This window comes from Streptomyces flavovariabilis (assembly GCF_000725785.1).
Classification (GTDB): domain Bacteria; phylum Actinomycetota; class Actinomycetes; order Streptomycetales; family Streptomycetaceae; genus Streptomyces; species Streptomyces hawaiiensis.
In genome coordinates this window covers 291,241-307,712 of the sequence record NZ_JNXD01000004.1, presented here as the reverse complement: position 1 = coordinate 307,712, position 16,472 = coordinate 291,241, and the positions used below count along the sequence as shown (strand labels likewise).

The 16,472-nt window shown below is 68.9% G+C and carries 10 protein-coding genes; 5 read left to right on the top strand and 5 right to left on the bottom strand.

Going from position 1 to position 16,472, the window contains the following annotated elements:
- The first annotated feature begins 125 nt into the window (after positions 1–125).
- A complete protein-coding gene (locus IO24_RS0110510) occupies positions 126–1,121 on the top strand; it encodes an aldo/keto reductase (protein ID WP_031134298.1) in 996 nt (331 codons plus the stop codon).
- Positions 1,122–1,144: 23 nt separating this feature from the next.
- On the opposite strand, the gene IO24_RS0110505 is transcribed toward IO24_RS0110510, so the two are convergent.
- Positions 1,145–4,024 (bottom strand): condensation domain-containing protein, encoded by a 2,880-nt coding sequence (locus tag IO24_RS0110505; RefSeq protein WP_078899302.1) that lies wholly within the window; start codon positions 4,022–4,024, stop codon positions 1,145–1,147.
- A gap of 303 nt (positions 4,025–4,327) precedes the next feature.
- On the opposite strand from IO24_RS0110505, the gene IO24_RS0110500 reads away from it, so the two are divergent.
- Complete coding sequence (locus tag IO24_RS0110500) at positions 4,328–6,130, top strand: non-ribosomal peptide synthetase (RefSeq protein ID WP_158872483.1); 1,803 nt, start codon at positions 4,328–4,330, stop codon at positions 6,128–6,130.
- Here the strand turns inward: IO24_RS0110500 and IO24_RS42795 are convergent.
- From IO24_RS42795 to IO24_RS40525, 4 genes are all read right to left on the bottom strand, one after another.
- Entirely contained in the window at positions 6,030–6,800 is a 771-nt protein-coding gene (locus tag IO24_RS42795) for a hypothetical protein (protein WP_045296274.1), read from the bottom strand. The genes IO24_RS0110500 and IO24_RS42795 overlap by 101 nt on opposite strands.
- Positions 6,787–8,028, bottom strand: coding sequence for a condensation domain-containing protein (locus IO24_RS0110490; RefSeq protein WP_051905877.1), 1,242 nt, complete (start codon positions 8,026–8,028; stop codon positions 6,787–6,789). The genes IO24_RS42795 and IO24_RS0110490 overlap by 14 nt, the downstream gene beginning before the upstream one ends.
- A 95-nt stretch (positions 8,029–8,123) precedes the next feature.
- Positions 8,124–8,873, bottom strand: coding sequence for a thioesterase II family protein (locus tag IO24_RS0110485; RefSeq protein WP_045296301.1), 750 nt, complete (start codon positions 8,871–8,873; stop codon positions 8,124–8,126).
- Positions 8,866–11,388 (bottom strand): type I polyketide synthase, encoded by a 2,523-nt coding sequence (locus IO24_RS40525; protein ID WP_051905875.1) that lies wholly within the window; start codon positions 11,386–11,388, stop codon positions 8,866–8,868. The genes IO24_RS0110485 and IO24_RS40525 overlap by 8 nt, the downstream gene beginning before the upstream one ends.
- Before the next feature lie 737 nt (positions 11,389–12,125).
- Here IO24_RS40525 and IO24_RS0110475 point away from each other — a divergent pair.
- The 3 genes from IO24_RS0110475 to IO24_RS0110465 all read left to right on the top strand — a co-directional run bounded on the left by IO24_RS0110475 (position 12,126) and on the right by IO24_RS0110465 (position 16,434).
- Positions 12,126–12,842, top strand: coding sequence for a thioesterase II family protein (locus IO24_RS0110475; RefSeq protein ID WP_338055576.1), 717 nt, complete (start codon positions 12,126–12,128; stop codon positions 12,840–12,842).
- The gene (locus IO24_RS0110470) at positions 12,839–13,663 is read left to right on the top strand and encodes an SDR family oxidoreductase (protein WP_031134284.1); all 825 of its coding nucleotides are present in this window, start codon (positions 12,839–12,841) and stop codon (positions 13,661–13,663) included. The genes IO24_RS0110475 and IO24_RS0110470 overlap by 4 nt, the downstream gene beginning before the upstream one ends.
- 266 nt (positions 13,664–13,929) lie before the next feature.
- Complete coding sequence (locus tag IO24_RS0110465; RefSeq protein WP_199808841.1) at positions 13,930–16,434, top strand: amino acid adenylation domain-containing protein; 2,505 nt, start codon at positions 13,930–13,932, stop codon at positions 16,432–16,434.
- The last annotated feature ends 38 nt before the right edge of the window (positions 16,435–16,472 follow it).

Genomic DNA, 16,472 nt, shown 5'->3' with positions numbered 1-16,472 from the left:
CGTCCAGGATACGGCAGCTGGCGGTGCATCAGATTGTTTCTCGCCAACACTTGCGAGGAAGTCTGCGCCCTTGCCAACATCAAGTGTTTGTCGTTCTGACACCGATCCCATCAAGGAGAAACATCTTGAAGTACGTCAAGCTGGGCTCGACCGGTATGGACGTGTCGCAGATTTGCCTGGGCGCCCTGAGTTACGGCGTACCCGGAAAGGGCGTCCACAGCTGGACCCTGGACCTCGACGAAGCACGGCCGATGCTGCTGCACGCCCTGGAGTCCGGGATCAACTTCCTGGACACCGCCAACGTCTACTCCGCCGGGACCAGTGAGCAGATCGTCGGGCACATACTCCGTGAATACGGCCACCGCGACGAGATCGTGCTGGCGACCAAGGTTCACGGGCGGACGCGTCCCGGACCCAACGGCGTCGGCCTCTCCCGCAAGGCGATCATGACCGAGATCGACAACAGCCTGCGCCGGCTCGGCACCGACTACGTCGACCTTTACCAGATCCACCGGTGGGACCCGGCGACGCCGATCGAGGTCACCATGGAGGCGCTGCACGACGTGGTGAAGGCGGGCAAGGCGCTGCACATCGGCGCGTCATCGATGTGGGCCTGGGAGTTCGCCAAAGCCCAGCACGTCGCCGAGCGGAACGGCTGGACTCCCTTCACCACGATGCAGAACCACTACAACCTGATCTACCGCGAAGAAGAGCGGGAAATGCTGCCGCTGTGCGCCGACCAGGGCGTCGCCGTCATTCCTTGGAGCCCGCTGGCCAGGGGACGACTCACCAGGGAATGGGACAGCGTCAGCGCCCGCAGCGAAACCGACGAGTTCGGCAAGACCCTCTACCGCGACACGGATCGCGAGATCGTCGGCCGGCTCGGACAGCTGGCCGCCAAACGCGGGCTGCCGATGGCACAGCTCGCTCTGGCGTGGCTGCTCTCCAAGCCGGCCGTCACCTCCCCCATCGTCGGCGCCACCAAGATGAGCCATCTCCAGGACGCCATCGCCGCACCGGACGTGGAACTCGACGACGAAGAGATCAGCTACCTCGAAGAGCCGTACCAGCCGCACAACGTCGTCGGACACCCCATCACCCAGTTGCCCGGCCAGCACTGAGGCGCTCCCCGCACGGCGTCGGTTCAGCCAAGTCGCATGACCGGCTCGCTCAGGGCCTCCGGGAACCGGGCCAGCAGGGCGGCGAGCTCGCCGGCCAGTTCCCGGGCGTGTTCGCCGCCCAGCTGTTCTCCGCGGTGGGCCACCAGTCCGATCAGATCGCCGTCCCGCTGCGCCATGGTCACCGTCAGGCCGAACTTGGCGTTCTCGCTGCGCAGCGAGTCGTCCAGTACCGGCGTCAGCCGCGTCCCGCCCAGCACAGCGGCGTGGGCGTCCAACAGGTTCATGTTCAACGTGACGTTCACATAGGGGGTGTGCCCGAACCGCCGGACCGGACTCAGCCGGGTGATCACGTCGTCGAACTGGACGGTCTGGTGCTCCAGCGCACCCAGCGCCTCGCCGCGCATCCGCAGCAGTGCGTCCAGCACTGTGCTGTCCGCGGTCACCCGGGAGCGCAGCACCGCGGTGTTCAGGCACGGGCCGAGCAGTTCGGCGAACCGGGGCTCATTCCGGTTCGCCGTCGGAGACCCGAAGGTGACATCGTCGAGGCCCGTCCACCGGTGCAGGGTCACCGCCAGCGCGGTGGCGGCCACCATGAACCAACTGACGCCGTGTTCGGACTGCACCGCGCCCAGCGAATCCAGTAGCCCCTCGGGCAACGGGATCCGGAACGCCCCGTTCGGCTCCGGCTGCTTCGGCGCGGGCAGCGGCGTATCCGCGGGCGCTCCCTCCAGTGCGGACGCCCAGTACTCCAGATCGGTGTTCCAGGCCTCGCTGTCCCGCTGCTCTCGTTGGTAGGCGGCGAACTCCCGGTACTGGACGACCGGTCGCGGCCTGTCCGAAGCGGTGTAGTGACGGTCCAGCTCCGCGAGCAGCACGGGAATCGACTCCCCGTCGATCACCAGGTGGTGCAGGCAGAGCAGCAGCACCTGCCGGCCGTCACCGAGGTCACCGAGGGCGGCCCTCAGCAGCTGTCCGGACTCGAGGTCGAACGGCAGGCGCAGGGCGGCGTCCAGCCAGTCCATCATGCCGTCGGGGGCGTTCCGCAGGTCGAGCAGTTCCAGCGGCGGCACCCACGGTTGCCCCAGCCGCACGGACAACGCGTCGTCGTCATCGACGAACCGGGTACGGAGTATCTCGTGCTCGGCCACCAGCCGGCCCAGCGCCACACGCAGCCGGCCGGGGTCCAGCCGGCCCTCCACCCGCCAGGCGAGCGGCACGTGATTGCGCACGCTCGGATCGATCAGCTCGGCCAGCCAGATCCGCTGCTGGAAAGCGGTCATCGCCAGGGGAACATCCGTGGCGACGGCATCCGGGATCGGCGCGGTGGGCGCCGCCAGCCCCAGCACGTGCTCGGTGAAATCGCCCAGCCGGGAGTGCTCGAACAGCGTCCGGAGCGGGATCCGCACCCCGAACCGTTCCCCTGCGGCGGTCACCAGGGCACCGGCCATCAGGGATTGCCCGCCCAGGGTGAAGAACGAGTCATCCGGCTTGATCTCATCCTTCTTCAGCACCTGTTGCCACACCTCGGCCATCCGGCGCAGCTGCTCCGGCTCCACGGCGCTCGCTCGCCCGGCCTCGGCCCGCTCGGGCCCGGCCGGCGCGCTCACCGCATCCGGGACCGGGGCGATCGGCCGGCCGGGATCAGCGGCGATCTCCGAGAGCATGTCCAGATACTCCGAAACCATCGCGCGAGCCTCCGCCTCGCCGGCCAGCCCCAGGGGGTCCTTCCACAGCACCTGGGTGCCGGTGCTGTCCTCCCTGACCATGAGCGTCGGGAGGAATCCGGCACTGCTCTCGGTGTCCAGCGGGTTCAGCACGCAGTGGTCGTCGCCCGACACCAGTTCCGGCCGCTGCACATCCAGGCCGGCGCCCGAGCCCACGGTCGTGTACTGGAACGCGGTCTGCCAGGTACGTTCCCCGGCGGCCGACCCGGTCGGTCCGAGTTCACGCATGACCGCCGGAAGCGGCAGCTCGCCGTAGGTCAGGCAGTCCTTCACCTCGCTGCCCGATCGAGACAGCACATCCGCGTAGGAGTCCTGTGCTTTGAACCGGTGGCGGATCGGCAGCATGTTGACGAAGCAGCCGACCTTGTCACGCAGCCCGGGTGCCGTGCGAGAGTGGAACGGGACGGAGACCAGCAGGTCGTCCAGCCCGGTACGCCGCCGCAAGGCCACGAGGTACCCCGCGTACAACGCGGTGAAGTAGGACACACCGAGTTCGCGAGTGCGGTCCCGCAGCCGCCGCGCCAGCGCCGGCGGAACGTCGGCCCGGTACATGACGCTGCGACCGTCCCCGCCCGTCGGCAGCGGAACGCGCGGCAGGTCTGTGCCGAGGAACCGCCTCCAGTGCGCTCGATGCGCATCGCCCGCCGGCGTATCCGACACTTCCCTGGACCGGCGGGCGAACTCGGACAGGGGGCCGCTGTGGTCGGCGGGCTGGAGACGCTGTCCCGCATATGCCTTGCGCAGCGCCTCGGTCAACAGCGGCACGCTCGCGTCGTCGCACACAAGGTGATGCGCGGTCAGCAGCAGAACCGTGTAGTCCGGCCCGTGCAGGACGTGCACCCGCGCCAGGGGCCCGGCCTCGAGATCGAAGGGCCGCTGCCACGCCTGCCGCACCGCCTCATCCCGCCCCAGCGAGATGCTCCGCTCGGCCACCGGAATTCGGGGCGCGTCGGTCCAGGTGAGCAGGGGCCCGTCCGGGGTGCGCTGAATCCGGCCCCGCAGGTGGGGGTACGCCGCGTCCAGGGCGTGAACGGCCGCGCGTAACCGGGGCATATCCAGCGTTCCGTGCACCTGGAACGGAATAGGCAAGATATGGACAGGCGTTTCGGGCTCGGTTCTCCAGGCGGTCCACATCGCCTCCTGACCAACGGACAGCGGAATACTCGACACGGAGTCCATGAGCGTGGCGTCTCCTCATCTCGCGGCGTGAGATATCTGCGTAGATGCTCTGTTCCCAGGCCGGTCTGCAAGCGCACGCGGCCCCGCACGGCAATCTCAGCGGCGGCGGTGCGACCATGCGGTCATCTGGAAAGGCAATTCCCCCTGCCTTCAGTAAGGCTACAGCCCGGGCACGGGCGGGACATCGTCATGTGCCATACGTGGCTGCCTGTCGACCGCCCCTGACGTTCGACAGGATGACTCGGCCCCTGGTCTGTGATCGGATCGGACCTCGGCGAGTGTTCCACCCGCGGGGGGATGAAGATGTCGGACAACGGCTTGTTGCACACCCGGATTCTCGACAAGGCGCAGGCGGACACGGCCTGGCTCGACAGTGCCGGACGGTCGCTGACCTACCGGGAGTTGGACGAGCGGTCGGGACGGCTGGCGAGGCGTCTGGCCGACGCGGGAGCCGGCCCTGGCGAGCGGGTGGCGCTGTTCCTGGAGCGCGGGGCCGACATGGCGATCGGCATGCTCGGTGCGCTGCGGGCGGGTGCCGCGTTCGTGCCGCTCGGTCTGCAGGAACCCGCCCCTCGGCTGGCACGGATCCTCGCGGACTGCGCACCGGTCGTGACGCTGGTGCACGACGCGACGGCGGCCCAGTTCCGGTACGACCGTGTCCGCACACTCGGCATGGACGGGGGCGAGGACGGGGACCGGGAAGGTGAACCGGCCGCCGCAGGAAGCCCGGACGATCCCGCGTACGTCACCTACACCTCCGGATCGTCCGGCACGCCCAAGGGCGTGGTCGTCGAGCACCGTAACCTCACGCCACACCTGGACTGGCTCGCCGAACGACTGCCGCTCGGGCCGGGCGACCGGCTGTTGCAGGTGGCGCCCTACACGTTCGACGCCTCGCTGACCGACTTCTTCTGGCCACTCGGTGCCGGCGCCACGGTGGTCTCCCTCGCCGAGGGCGATCATCTGGACCCGCTCGCCATCGCCACCGCACTCGTCGAGCACGAGATCACCGCGGTACGGCTCCCCCCGGCGATACTGCCGTCACTGCTCGATGAGCCGGAGTTCCGGAAAGCCACCGGCCTGCGGTACCTGATCAGCGGTGGGGACCGGCTGCCGGCCTCGGTGGCCCGCCGCATCACCGAACTGCTGCCCGGGGTGCGGCTGTTCAACCGGTACGGACCGACCGAAGCGGCTGTGGCGGTCACCTACCACGAGTTCGACGCCGGCACGGACACCGGGCCGGAGGTACCGATCGGCCTCGGCGTCACGGGGGTCGAGCTGCACGTCTCGCCGGACGGGGAGCTGCTGATCGGCGGCGCCTGCGTGGCGCGTGGCTATCTCGGCGATGCCGCGCTCACGGCGGAGCGTTTCATCCGGCTGCCTGACCTGGGCCGGGTGTTCCGGTCCGGTGACCGTGTCCGGATGAGCGCTGCGGGCGTGCTGGAGTTCCTCGGCCGGGACGACGATCAGGTTCAGATCAACGGACTCCGGGTGGAGACCGGGGAGGTACAGTCCGCTCTGCGCACGCATCCGGAGGTCGAGGACTGTGTGGTCCTGCTCCAGGACCAGACGCTCGCCGGGTACGTGGTGGCCACGGTGAACCGACCGTCGGCCGATGAGATCCACGACTACCTGCGGGACAGGCTGCCGGGCCACATGGTGCCCAACGTGATCACCTTCGTGGACCGGTTGCCGATGACCGACCGGGGCAAAGTAGATCTCGCGGCCCTGCGCGCCACGCACGCCACAAGCACGGCGCCCACCACGAACAGCCCGGCACCCGCCGAGAACCCGGTACGGGAGGTGGTTCGGCGGGTGTGGTCTCAGCTTCTCGGCGGCATCGAACTGCGGGAGGACGACGACTTCTTCAAGCGCGGCGGACATTCGCTGCTCGCGGTGCAGGCGGTCGGCCGGATCCGCACGGAGCTGGGCCACCGCGTACCGGTGCGGATCATGTTCCAGAAGACCACCCTGGATGAGTTCACCGACGCGGTCACGGAGATCGTCACCTCCGCCGGGACGGTGTCGCCGGCACCCGTTGCATCGGGTGCTGACGGAGGTGATGGTCACCCTGGTCGTCTCCTCCCGGAGCAAGTCCGGGAATGAGACGGAGATGCTCGGGGCGCACCAGGTCGAACTTCAACGCCACCGTCGCCAGCGTGACCCGCTTCCACGCCCGGGTCATCCCGCGCGGGGCCACGATCCCGAGTTTCGTGGCCAGGTAGTCGATGTGGTAGTTGACCGCCGAGCGGCCGAGCGGCCGGTCGGAGGCGGACAGCCGGGCCGAGACCTGCGCCGGGGTCGGTACCGCCGCCACACCACAGTCCCGCAATCTCGGCTCGCACAAGCAGACCAGCACCTGGAAGTACCGGCTTTCCTCGTCCAGCAACGGAATTCCGGCGCCATCCGGCCCGGCGGTGGAGCGGCGTTCCGGGGCGTAGACGGTGAAGCTGTTGCTCCCGGCACCCACGGTCAGCGTCACCCGGCTCAGCTCGAAGGGGATCGGCACCCCGACTCTGCCGGCCCGCACCTTCACGTACTCCCCTGCCCCCTCCAGGTTTTCCACGCAGTAGGTGCCCGCCGCGCCGTAGTTCGACATCAGCCAGTAGTCGCCGAACGCGTGGATCCGGCCCGCGGTCAGCGCCTGGTCGGTGCCGACGGTGATCTCCCCGCCCCGCCAGCCGAACAACACACTGTCGCCGTCGGGCAAGTCCACGGCCGGTGCCCCGTCCAGGCAGACCAGCAGTGACCGGGTGGTGAGTTCAGCCCGCGACATGGCCTGCGTCCACATACGGTTCACGGAGTGCGTCGGCGATCCCGGTCGCGGCGGCACCGGGCACGATCGTGGGATCGTGATCGATGCGCAGCGACAACTCACCCCGGTCATGGACGGCCATGACGATCACCGGGTCCTCGATCCTGGTGCCCGGCGGGTACCTGAACCGGCCGGGCACGCCGTCCAGCACCGGCGCCGGGCGGCGCGTGCGATCGATGACGGTCAGCACGAGATCGAGGTGGCCGGTCCACGGCGCGTGGGACGCTCTGGCGGCCCGGACGACTTCGTCGAACGGGGTGTCCACGAACTCGAGATCCTCCCACCAGCTCTCGCGAACGCCATCGCCCTGCGGGTTGGCCAGCACCGTGTTGATGAAGCAGCCGACCACCCCCGCCCCGTCCTGGCCTCCCCAGGTGTAGGCGACCGGCGCGGTTCCCGGTATCCGGGCCAGCGCCTTGTGGCAGGCGGCCAGCAACACCGGGAACGGCCGATCCGTGGCCTGCCCCGGCAGCGCGACGCGTTGCCAGGTGGACTCCCGCCCGCCCGGTTCACCCGCGTCCCTGCCTCTGCCCCACAGGCCGGGCCCCGCGTCACGCACCCGGGATGTCCAGTGCGCCAACGCCTCCGGCCCGCTGGCCTCGTGTTCCCTTGCCAGCTGCCGCTCCACCGCGTCCCGGTAGCGGCGCAGTTCGGCGGCGGCCTCGGAATCCGGCACGTGCGCCCCGCCCTGATAGCGGGACATCAGCTCGTCCAGCACCAGGCCGGTGGACTCGCCGTCACAGACGAGGTGGTCGAACCCGATGGCCAGCAGATCCCTCCGATCGTCCCTGGCCAGGATCACCCGGAACGAACCACGTTCGGCGGGCCAGTCGTCCAAGGCCGCCCATACGGCGCCGTCGGTGTCCGAGGCCACGATCTCCCGCACGATGGGACCCTCAGGAACCGGACCTATCCGCAGTACCGGCACCCCGCCGGCCGTGTCCGCCGCCCCGCGCAGCGCCGGATGCCGCAGCAGGACCGATCGTGTCGCCTGTTCCAGCCGGTGGGTCGACAACAGGCCGGGCGGGAATTCCACAAAGACCGGCAGGATCCTGACCCGGTCGCGTGGATCGGCGGCCCTGGTGTGGTGGAACCTCCGCTGGGCGCCGGTCAGAGGCATCAGCTCGTCGGCTCCGTTGTGGACGTTCGCGTAAAGCTTGAGGTAAGTCCCGGTGATACTCCGGTGCACGGCTGATCCCCACTGTGTTCTCTTCCCGAGTCGGGTTGTTCACCCCCGTAGGCGGCCCGCCGGCCCACAAAGGACCCGGCGAACCCCTACGCCTTTCATCTGGGCACACCGCGCTCGGCGCGAATCAGATCGGCGCGTACCGTGTCGCTGAGCAGCTTGCCCAGGCCATCGAGGTCGTCCCGGGTGTGGAAGTGACCTCCCGGCCGCACGCACGACTCGAAGGCTCCGTCGGTGTGGTCCCGCCATCCCGTCATCCACGCCCCGCCCTCCGGCTCCCCCGCACCGGCGACAGCGGTGACGGGGCAACGCAGCCGGGGGCCGGGCACGAACTCATAGGTCTCCAGCACCTGGAGATCCGCGCGATAGCAGGCCAGTGCGGCGGAGAGCAGGTCCTCGTCGGATCTGGTCGCCGCGGGCAGCGGGCCCCAGCGCCGTTCGATCTCGGCGTGCAGCGCGGAATCGTCCAGCAGGTGCAACGGCTGGGCCCGCCCGGGCAGGGGCGGAGGCGGGCACGACGAGACGAAGAGCCGTAGTGGCCTTGGCTCCAGGGCCCTGGCCACCTCGTACGCGATGAGCGCGCCGAGGCTGTGGCCGAACAGGGCGAACGGCGGGGTGAACTGCACCTGCGCGAGGATCTCGCTCACCAGCTCCGGCATCGCGGTGAGCGCCCGCTCACCGAGATTGTGCGCCCTGCCCGGTGGTTGGACGGCCACCAGCCGCAAGCCAGGGGCGTACTCCGCCCACCGCGCGTACTCCCCCGCCGCACCACCCGCGTGCGGAAAGCAGTACAGGGTGGCCACAGCGGTGGCCGGCGCCGGGCGCCCGATGACCCGTATGTCAGCCATGCCGCACCGCCGAGTCACGCATCCGCTCTTCGATCAGCGCGGTGAACTCCCGCAGCGACGGCGCGAGATACAGCGACCGCACCTCCAGCTCCACCGGCAGCAACTGCTCGATCCTGGCCACGAGCTCGGTCGCGACCAGCGAATCCCCGCCGAGATCGAAGAAGCTGTCCTCCGGGTCGACGTCCGGCAGGCCGAGCATTTCGGTGAACAGCATGGACACCGTCTGTCGCGTGTCCCGTTCGGCGTCCGGAGTGGACGACGGCGGCTGTGCGGCGGGCCCCGCCTCCAGCAGATAACGCTGCCGCTGGAACGGATAGCCGGGCAAGGGCACCCTTCTCACCTGGCTCGTGTGGGCTGCCGCCCAGTTGACCGGCAGTCCGGCGAGCCACAGCTCACCGAGTGCTGCCAGTGGATCGGTGACCGTGACGGCGATGTGCTCCCGCGTCCACCGGGGGTGCTCCCGCAGCCGTGCGGACAGCCGTGAGTCGCCGATCTCCAGGAACAGCCGGCCCGGAGTGTCCAGAGCGGACCCGATCTCGGCGTCACCACAGTCCGGATGCAGGGTGAGGTCCGGATTCAGGCCGAGGGCCTTCCAACGCCGCACCACCTCCGCGTCGGCCGTCTCCGGCACCAGCAGGGCCACGGCTCGCCCGTCCCGGGCGTGGTCACCGGTGACCAGCCGCTCCGGCGCTTCCCCGCCGAGCACCAGCAGCGCGTCCTGCCGATCCCGCACCACCGCGTACCGGCGGTGCCCGTGCAGCCGCCTGCCGACCTGCAGCGTCCACGCCACATCCCGCAGTTCGAGCTCGGGATGATCGGTCAGCTGAGCGGCGAGCCGCGCCGTCAGTTCGTCAAGGGCGGCCGGGGTGTGCGCGGACAACACCAGCACCTGGTCATCCGCGGTCTGCGCCCTCGGCAGCGGTGACGGCGGCTGCTCCAGCACGACGTGCGCGTTGCCACCGCCGAGCCCGCGCGCGGTGACACCGGCCCGGCGCGGCAGCCCGACGGGCTCCCACGGCGTGGGCTCGGTCACCACGGCGAACGGGCCCGCCGCGAAGTCGATGTCCGGGTTCGGCTCGGAGTAGTGCAGGCTCGGCGGGATGACCCCGCGTTCCACGGCGAGCACCGTCTTGATGAACCCGGCGATACCGGCGGCGGCATCGGTGTGCCCGATGTTGCCCTTCACCGAGCCGAGCAAGCAGGGCTGCTCGTGTGGCTTCCCGTCGGCGAACGCCTGGTTCAGCCCGGCGATCTCGATGGGGTCTCCCACCCGGGTGCCGGTGCCGTGTGCCTCGACGTAGGTGATGGACGAGGGAGTGACGCCCGCGGCGCTTTGGGCGGCCCTGATCACCTCGACCTGCCCTCGGACTCCTGGCGCGGTGAACCCCGCACGGTCCCTGCCGTCATTGTTCACCGCGGAGCCCCGCAGCACGGCATGGATGTGGTCGCCGTCGGCGATGGCGTCGGACAGCCGCTTCAGCACGGTGATCCCGCATCCCTCACCACCGATCACCCCGTCAGCGGCCGCGTCGAACGGGCGGCACGTGCCGGTGGGTGAGGTGATTCCGCCGACCCGGTAATTGTCCAGCTTGGCGGGCAGCCGTACCGAAGTGCCGCCGGCCAGTGCGAGATCGCATTCTCCGGCGAGCAGTGCCTTCGCGGCGAAATGCACGGCGTACAGCGAGGTCGCGCAGGCCGCCTGCACGTTGGCGGTCGGTCCTCGCAGACCCAGCTTGTAGGCGACGCGACTGGCCAGATAGTCGCTGGTGGTGCCGGTCAGGATGTCCCAGTCGGTGATCGAGCCGTCTTCTTGTTGCTTGGCCCGCAGGATCTCCGTGTAGCTGGACAGGCTGCACCCGGCGTAGATGCCGATCTGGCCGGGAAATCGGTCCGGGTCGTAGCCGGCGCCCTCGATCGCCTCGACCGCGCACTCCAGCAGCACCCGATGCTGGGGATCGATGAGCAGGGCCTCACGCGGGGTATAGCCGAAATAACCCGCGTCGAACCATTCCGGTGCCTCAAGCAATCCACGCGCGGGTACGTATTCCCGCGTTCTGCCGCCGGGACCGGTGATGCTTTTCGGGGAGAAACGGCTGACACTGTCCACACCGGACACGAGATTGCCCCAGAACTGGTCGACATCCGCCGCGTCCGGGAAACGACAGGCCAGGCCGATGACGGCGATATCCGTATCGCGCCGACCGGCTCCTGAATCAACGGAGTCCGGACTTTCAGCCCTTTCCTGCGCAGGTGCGACCGCTTCTTGCTTCTGGGCCGATCCGTCAAGAAAAGCGGCGCATGACCGGATCGTGGAGTGGATGAACAGTTCGGTCAGGGTCGGCCGGATGCCGATACGCTGCGCGATCTGCTCTCGCACCAGCTGCATGAGCATCGAGTACCCGCCGACTTCGAAGAAGTTGTCGAGTACGTCGACCTCGTCGAGTTCGAGCAGGTCACACCAGATCTCGGCGAGGATCCGCTCCGTCTGGGTGGCCGGGGGCTGGAGGGTGCTCACTGCATCACATCCCGGCGTCGCCCGTTTCCATGATCAGTTAATAGCGCCCAGCATGAAGAAGTCATCAACACCACCCCGTCCGACAAACCCCAGCAGCTTTTCCGGTCGACACCAGCGAGCATAACCATGCCGATTCACGAAACAACAGGTCCATGGCCAATGCATCTGCTGCCCATCACCTATTGTGCACCGCGTGGACGGAACGCACGAAAGGGATTTGTGCTGCACATTCGGCATTCCAGGTCGACAGGTAGATCCGCACTTGGGGCAACAAGCTGCCATGACCAACCAGTCCGCGTCAACGCTCTGCCGGCGACCGGCGAACCCCCGACTGCCCGTCAGGCCGCCCAGATGGCGCGATAACGCCATCACCGCCCCGTGAACCCCTCACTGACCTGCACATTCAAAGAGTAGCCGATTCCCTTTGCATGGAGTCTGGCGCCGAGAGTGGCTGGTTTCTTGCGACCTCGGCACTCCCGGTTCCCCCATGATCGGGCGTCGAAACACAGGGGGGACGAGAATTCGATCACCGACGAGAAGTATTCCCTTTACATCCGGCAGAGTCGGTCTGTAGAGTGCCGACGCTGTCGTGATCACGAGACTTGCACTATCACTGTCTCCCGACATTCACGCCGGTAGAGCCACCTATTATTCACGATCCATACAATTACTCATTCACCTGCGAAGTGGCGCTGGGGACTGGGGTCGTCGGGACACGTCGTGAATGACGAGGAAAGATGGGGGACCCCATGGGTGAACAGCAGCTCTTTCTCGCCTGCCTGCCCTTCGCGGGCGGTGGTGCCGGATTCTTCCGAGAATGGGAAAAGCTAGGCATATCGGAGGTCACCATGCTTCCGGTCCAGCTGCCGGGACGCGAGGAGCGATTCCTGGATGACCCGTTCACCGAGGTCGCCGACGCCGTCGCCGAACTGACACCGAGGATCCTGGCCGATGCCGGCGAAGGAGGGGCCATCGCGTTGTTCGGCCACAGCCTCGGCGCGGTGCTCGCCTACGAGATCGCCAGGGAACTCGAGCGGATCGGTCACCCTGGACTGAGTCACCTGTACGTCAGTGGATCGCCGGGGCCGCACAGCGGACGGTCCGAACGGGCGACCGGCCTGGCCGACAAGGAGTTCCTGGCCGGGGTGCAACGGTTCGCCGGTTACCGGCATGCGGCCTTCGACGATCCCGAACTGGCCGAGGTCCTGCTCCCGGTGCTCCGCGCCGACGTGGAGATGCACGAGAACTACCGGGCGAGCGGCACCGAGCCGCTCTCGGTGCCGATCACCGCCCTGCGCGGCGAGCAGGACGAACTGGTCTCCCGGGAGCAGGCCGAACAATGGGCCGGGGAGACGCGGGGTCCGTTCGCCTACCGAGAGCTTCCCGGCGGCCACATGTTTCTGGTCGACGAGCCGGAACGGGTGCTGCGCGTGATAGCCGAGAGCCGGGCATGAGGCTGACCGGCAAGACCGTGATCATCACCGGCGCGGCCCGCGGCCTCGGCCGCGCCTGCGCGCTCCGGTTCGCCGACGAGGGCGCCGACCTGCTCCTGCTGGACATCGCGCGGGATCTCGACGACGTGCCTTATCCGCTCGGATCATCCGGCCAGCTGGAACACACCGCGACCCTGTGTGAACGCGCGGGCGCCGCGACCGTGACCGCCGCCGTCGACGTGCGGGACGCCCGGCAGTGCGAGCTGGCGGTCGAGCAGGCACTGGACCGGTTCGGCGCGGTGGACGCGCTGGTCAACAACGCCGGAATCGCCTCGCCCTCCGGGAAGATCGCCCATGACATCACCGAGCGGGAGTGGTCGCTCATGCTCGACATCGACCTCTCCGGCGCCTGGCGGATGATGAAGGCGGTCGCACCGGTGATGGTCCCACGCAGATCCGGCAGCATCATCAACGTGTCCTCGACCGCCGGCACAGTCGGATACCGGCATTTCTCGAGCTACGTCGCAGCCAAGCACGGGTTGATCGGACTGACCAAGGCCGCGGCCCTGGACTACGCCCCGATGGGGGTACGGGTGAACGCGCTGTGCCCCGGCTCGGTCCGTGATGATCCGGTGCTGGAGGGCCGGATGCTCGCCGAGATCGCCCGATCGCTGGAGGTCCCGGTCGCCGAGCACGAGCGGATCTTCGTCCGGGACCAGCCGATGAACGCGTTGATCGAGCCGTCCGACATCGCGAACGCGGCACTGTGGCTCGCAGCCGACGAGTCCCGCCAGGTCACCGGCAGCGTGCTGACCGTGGACGGCGGCTTCACCTCCCGATGACCAGGAGGTCACCCGTGACGACATCGACGATCGAAGACTCCGCCGCCGGATGCCACAGCCTCGTGCTGCGGCTCCCCGACACGGCGGATCCGCAGCGCCTGCTGTCCCGGGCGATGCCCGATCCGGTCCAGGTCTGGCAGACCTCGGTGCCGGTCGGCGCGGACGAACCGACGGCCGAGGAACGCAGGCGCGCCGAGTCCCTCCGGCCGATTCATCGGGACGGCCCCCCGTTACGCGTCGTGGCCCTGCGGTACGCCGACGGGACCGTGGACGTGGTCCTGGTGGCCGTCCGCGCGGTGGTCCCCCCGGACTCACTGCGGCGCATCGCCCGGCTGCTGCTGAACGGACCCGGTGATGGCGTGCCCGGCCTGCCCGCCACCGCCGCCCGGCCGGCCTTCACCTATCGCGGGGGCCTCGAATGGGGCCTGGGCGATCCGGAGCTGCGCGGGGTCGTCGGCAGTGAGCGGATCGATCTCACCCCCCTTGGCGGGCAAGCCGAACGGCTCTTCCTTCCCGCGATCGCACTGGCCGTGAGCCGATACGGCGGCGGTCATCGAGCGGAGCTGGGTGTGCTGGACCTGGGCGACGGCACGGGCGACCATGTCCGCGTTCACGCGGTGGACGAGCATCCGGAGTGCTCGACCGGGGACTTCCTCCGCCGGTTCGACCAGGCGCCGGTCACGCCGCAGGAGCCGCCGTCGGTCGGTGTCATCCTGAGCCCGGCCTTCGAGGAAGGCTGCTATACGGCCTGTCTGACGCCCGTCTTCCCGCTCACCGTCCAGCTGGACCGGGGGTCCTCACGCGCGGTCTGCCGGTTCGACCGGGGCATCGTGGACGCTTCCGTCGCGCAGCGGTTCTGCGCGCACGTGGCGCATCTGGCCGGGCAACTGGCGGACGGCACAGCGGATCGGCCACTGTCCGGGCTGGAGCTCCTGCCCCGCGCCGAACAGGCGGCGCTCCTGCGGGCGGGCGGAGCGGGTGACACGACGCCCGTGCGGGGACGCATCGATCGCGCCTTCGAGGAGGTGGCCGCCAAACAGCCGGAAGCCGTGGCACTGCTGGCCGGCGATGAGCAGTTGACCTACCGGCAACTGGACGAACGGGCGGACGCGGTGGCGGCCGGCCTGAGTGCGCTGGACATCGCGCCGGGCAGCCGGATCGGTGTCTGCCTGGAACGGGACGCCGATCTGGTGGTCACCCTGCTCGGCGTGCTCAAGGCGGGCTGTGCTTACGTGCCGATGGATCCGCGCTATCCGGCGCAGCGCCTGCGCTTCACCGCGCAGAACGCGGGGCTGCCCGTCATCGTCACGTCCGCACCGGAGTTCCCGCCGGTTCCCGGGATTCGGCTGCTGACCCCGTCCGCGCTGACGGAACTCGGAGCAGGTCGGGCGACGACCGGTGCACGGCCTTCCGCCGAAGGTGACGACCCCGCCTACGTGATCTACACATCCGGTTCCACCGGCACGCCCAAGGGCGTGGTCGTGCCGCATCGCAACGTGCTGGCGCTGTTGCGGGCCACCGCCGAGGATTTCGCCCTCGGCCGGGACGACACCTGGACACTGTTCCATTCCAGCGCCTTCGATTTCTCCGTATGGGAGATCTGGGGTTGCTTGCTCACCGGTGGTCGCCTCGTCGTCGTGCCCTATTGGACCACCCGCGATACCGAGGAGTTCTACGCCCTGCTGGCCGAGCGACGCGTCACGGTGCTGAACCAGACGCCGTCGGCGTTCGCGCAACTCATCCGCCACGATCACCACGCCGGCGGGGACCTGGCCCTTCGACTGATCATCTTCGGTGGCGAACCACTCGACGTGCGCATGCTGGCTCCCTGGTTCGCCCGGCACCCGGCCACCGATTGCCGGGTGGTCAACATGTTCGGCATCACCGAGACCACCGTGCACGTGACCGCCCAGACGGTGACCCCGCAGGAGGTCGTGGCGGGCTCACGATCGGTCGGCCGTCCGCTGCCGGGGTGGTCGGTGTCCATCCGGGACGAACGGGGGCGGGTCCTTCCGCCCGGTCCCTCGGGTGAGATCTACGTGGGTGGCGCGGGGGTGGCCGACCAGTACCTCGGCAGGCCCGAACTGACCGAGCAGCGGTTCATCCTCGATGAGCTGACCGGTGAACGGATCTACCGCAGCGGCGACAAGGGGCGGCTGCACCCCGACGGCCGCCTTGATCACCTCGGCCGGCTGGACAGCCAGGTCAAGGTGCGCGGGCACCGCATCGAACTGGATGAAATCCGCATGGTGCTGCTGGGTGCCCCCCAGGTGACCGCCGCGGCCGTCGTGGTCAGCAGGGACCAGCCGGATGATCCGGCGAGCAGCCGGATCGACGCCTACGTCGTCCTCGAGGCAGCCGCGGACTGCGCACAGGTGCTCGTGCATGCCAAGACGATGCTGCCCGACTACATGACACCCGCGACGATCACCGAGGTCACCGAGATTCCGCTGACGATCAATGGGAAGCCGGACATCTCCAGGCTGCCCGATCCACGCACCGGGCCGGCCGGCGCACCCGACGCCCAGGAGCCCGCCTCCAGCGAACTCGCCGATGACATCCTGAGCATCTGGAGCAAGCTGCTGAACACCCGGGTGAGCCTGCAGGACAACTTCTTCACCCTGGGCGGAAACTCGTTGCTGGTGGTCCGGGTTCTTGCCGAGATGCGGGAACGAAACCTGCCGAAGGTGTCACCGAAGCAGTTCTACGGTCATTCGACCGCGGCGCAGTTCGTCGAGCTCGTCCGGGGGCTCAGCGAAGCCGACCGGTGACGTCGGGCGCCGGGCCGGTCCGGCACGACGAGGGGACC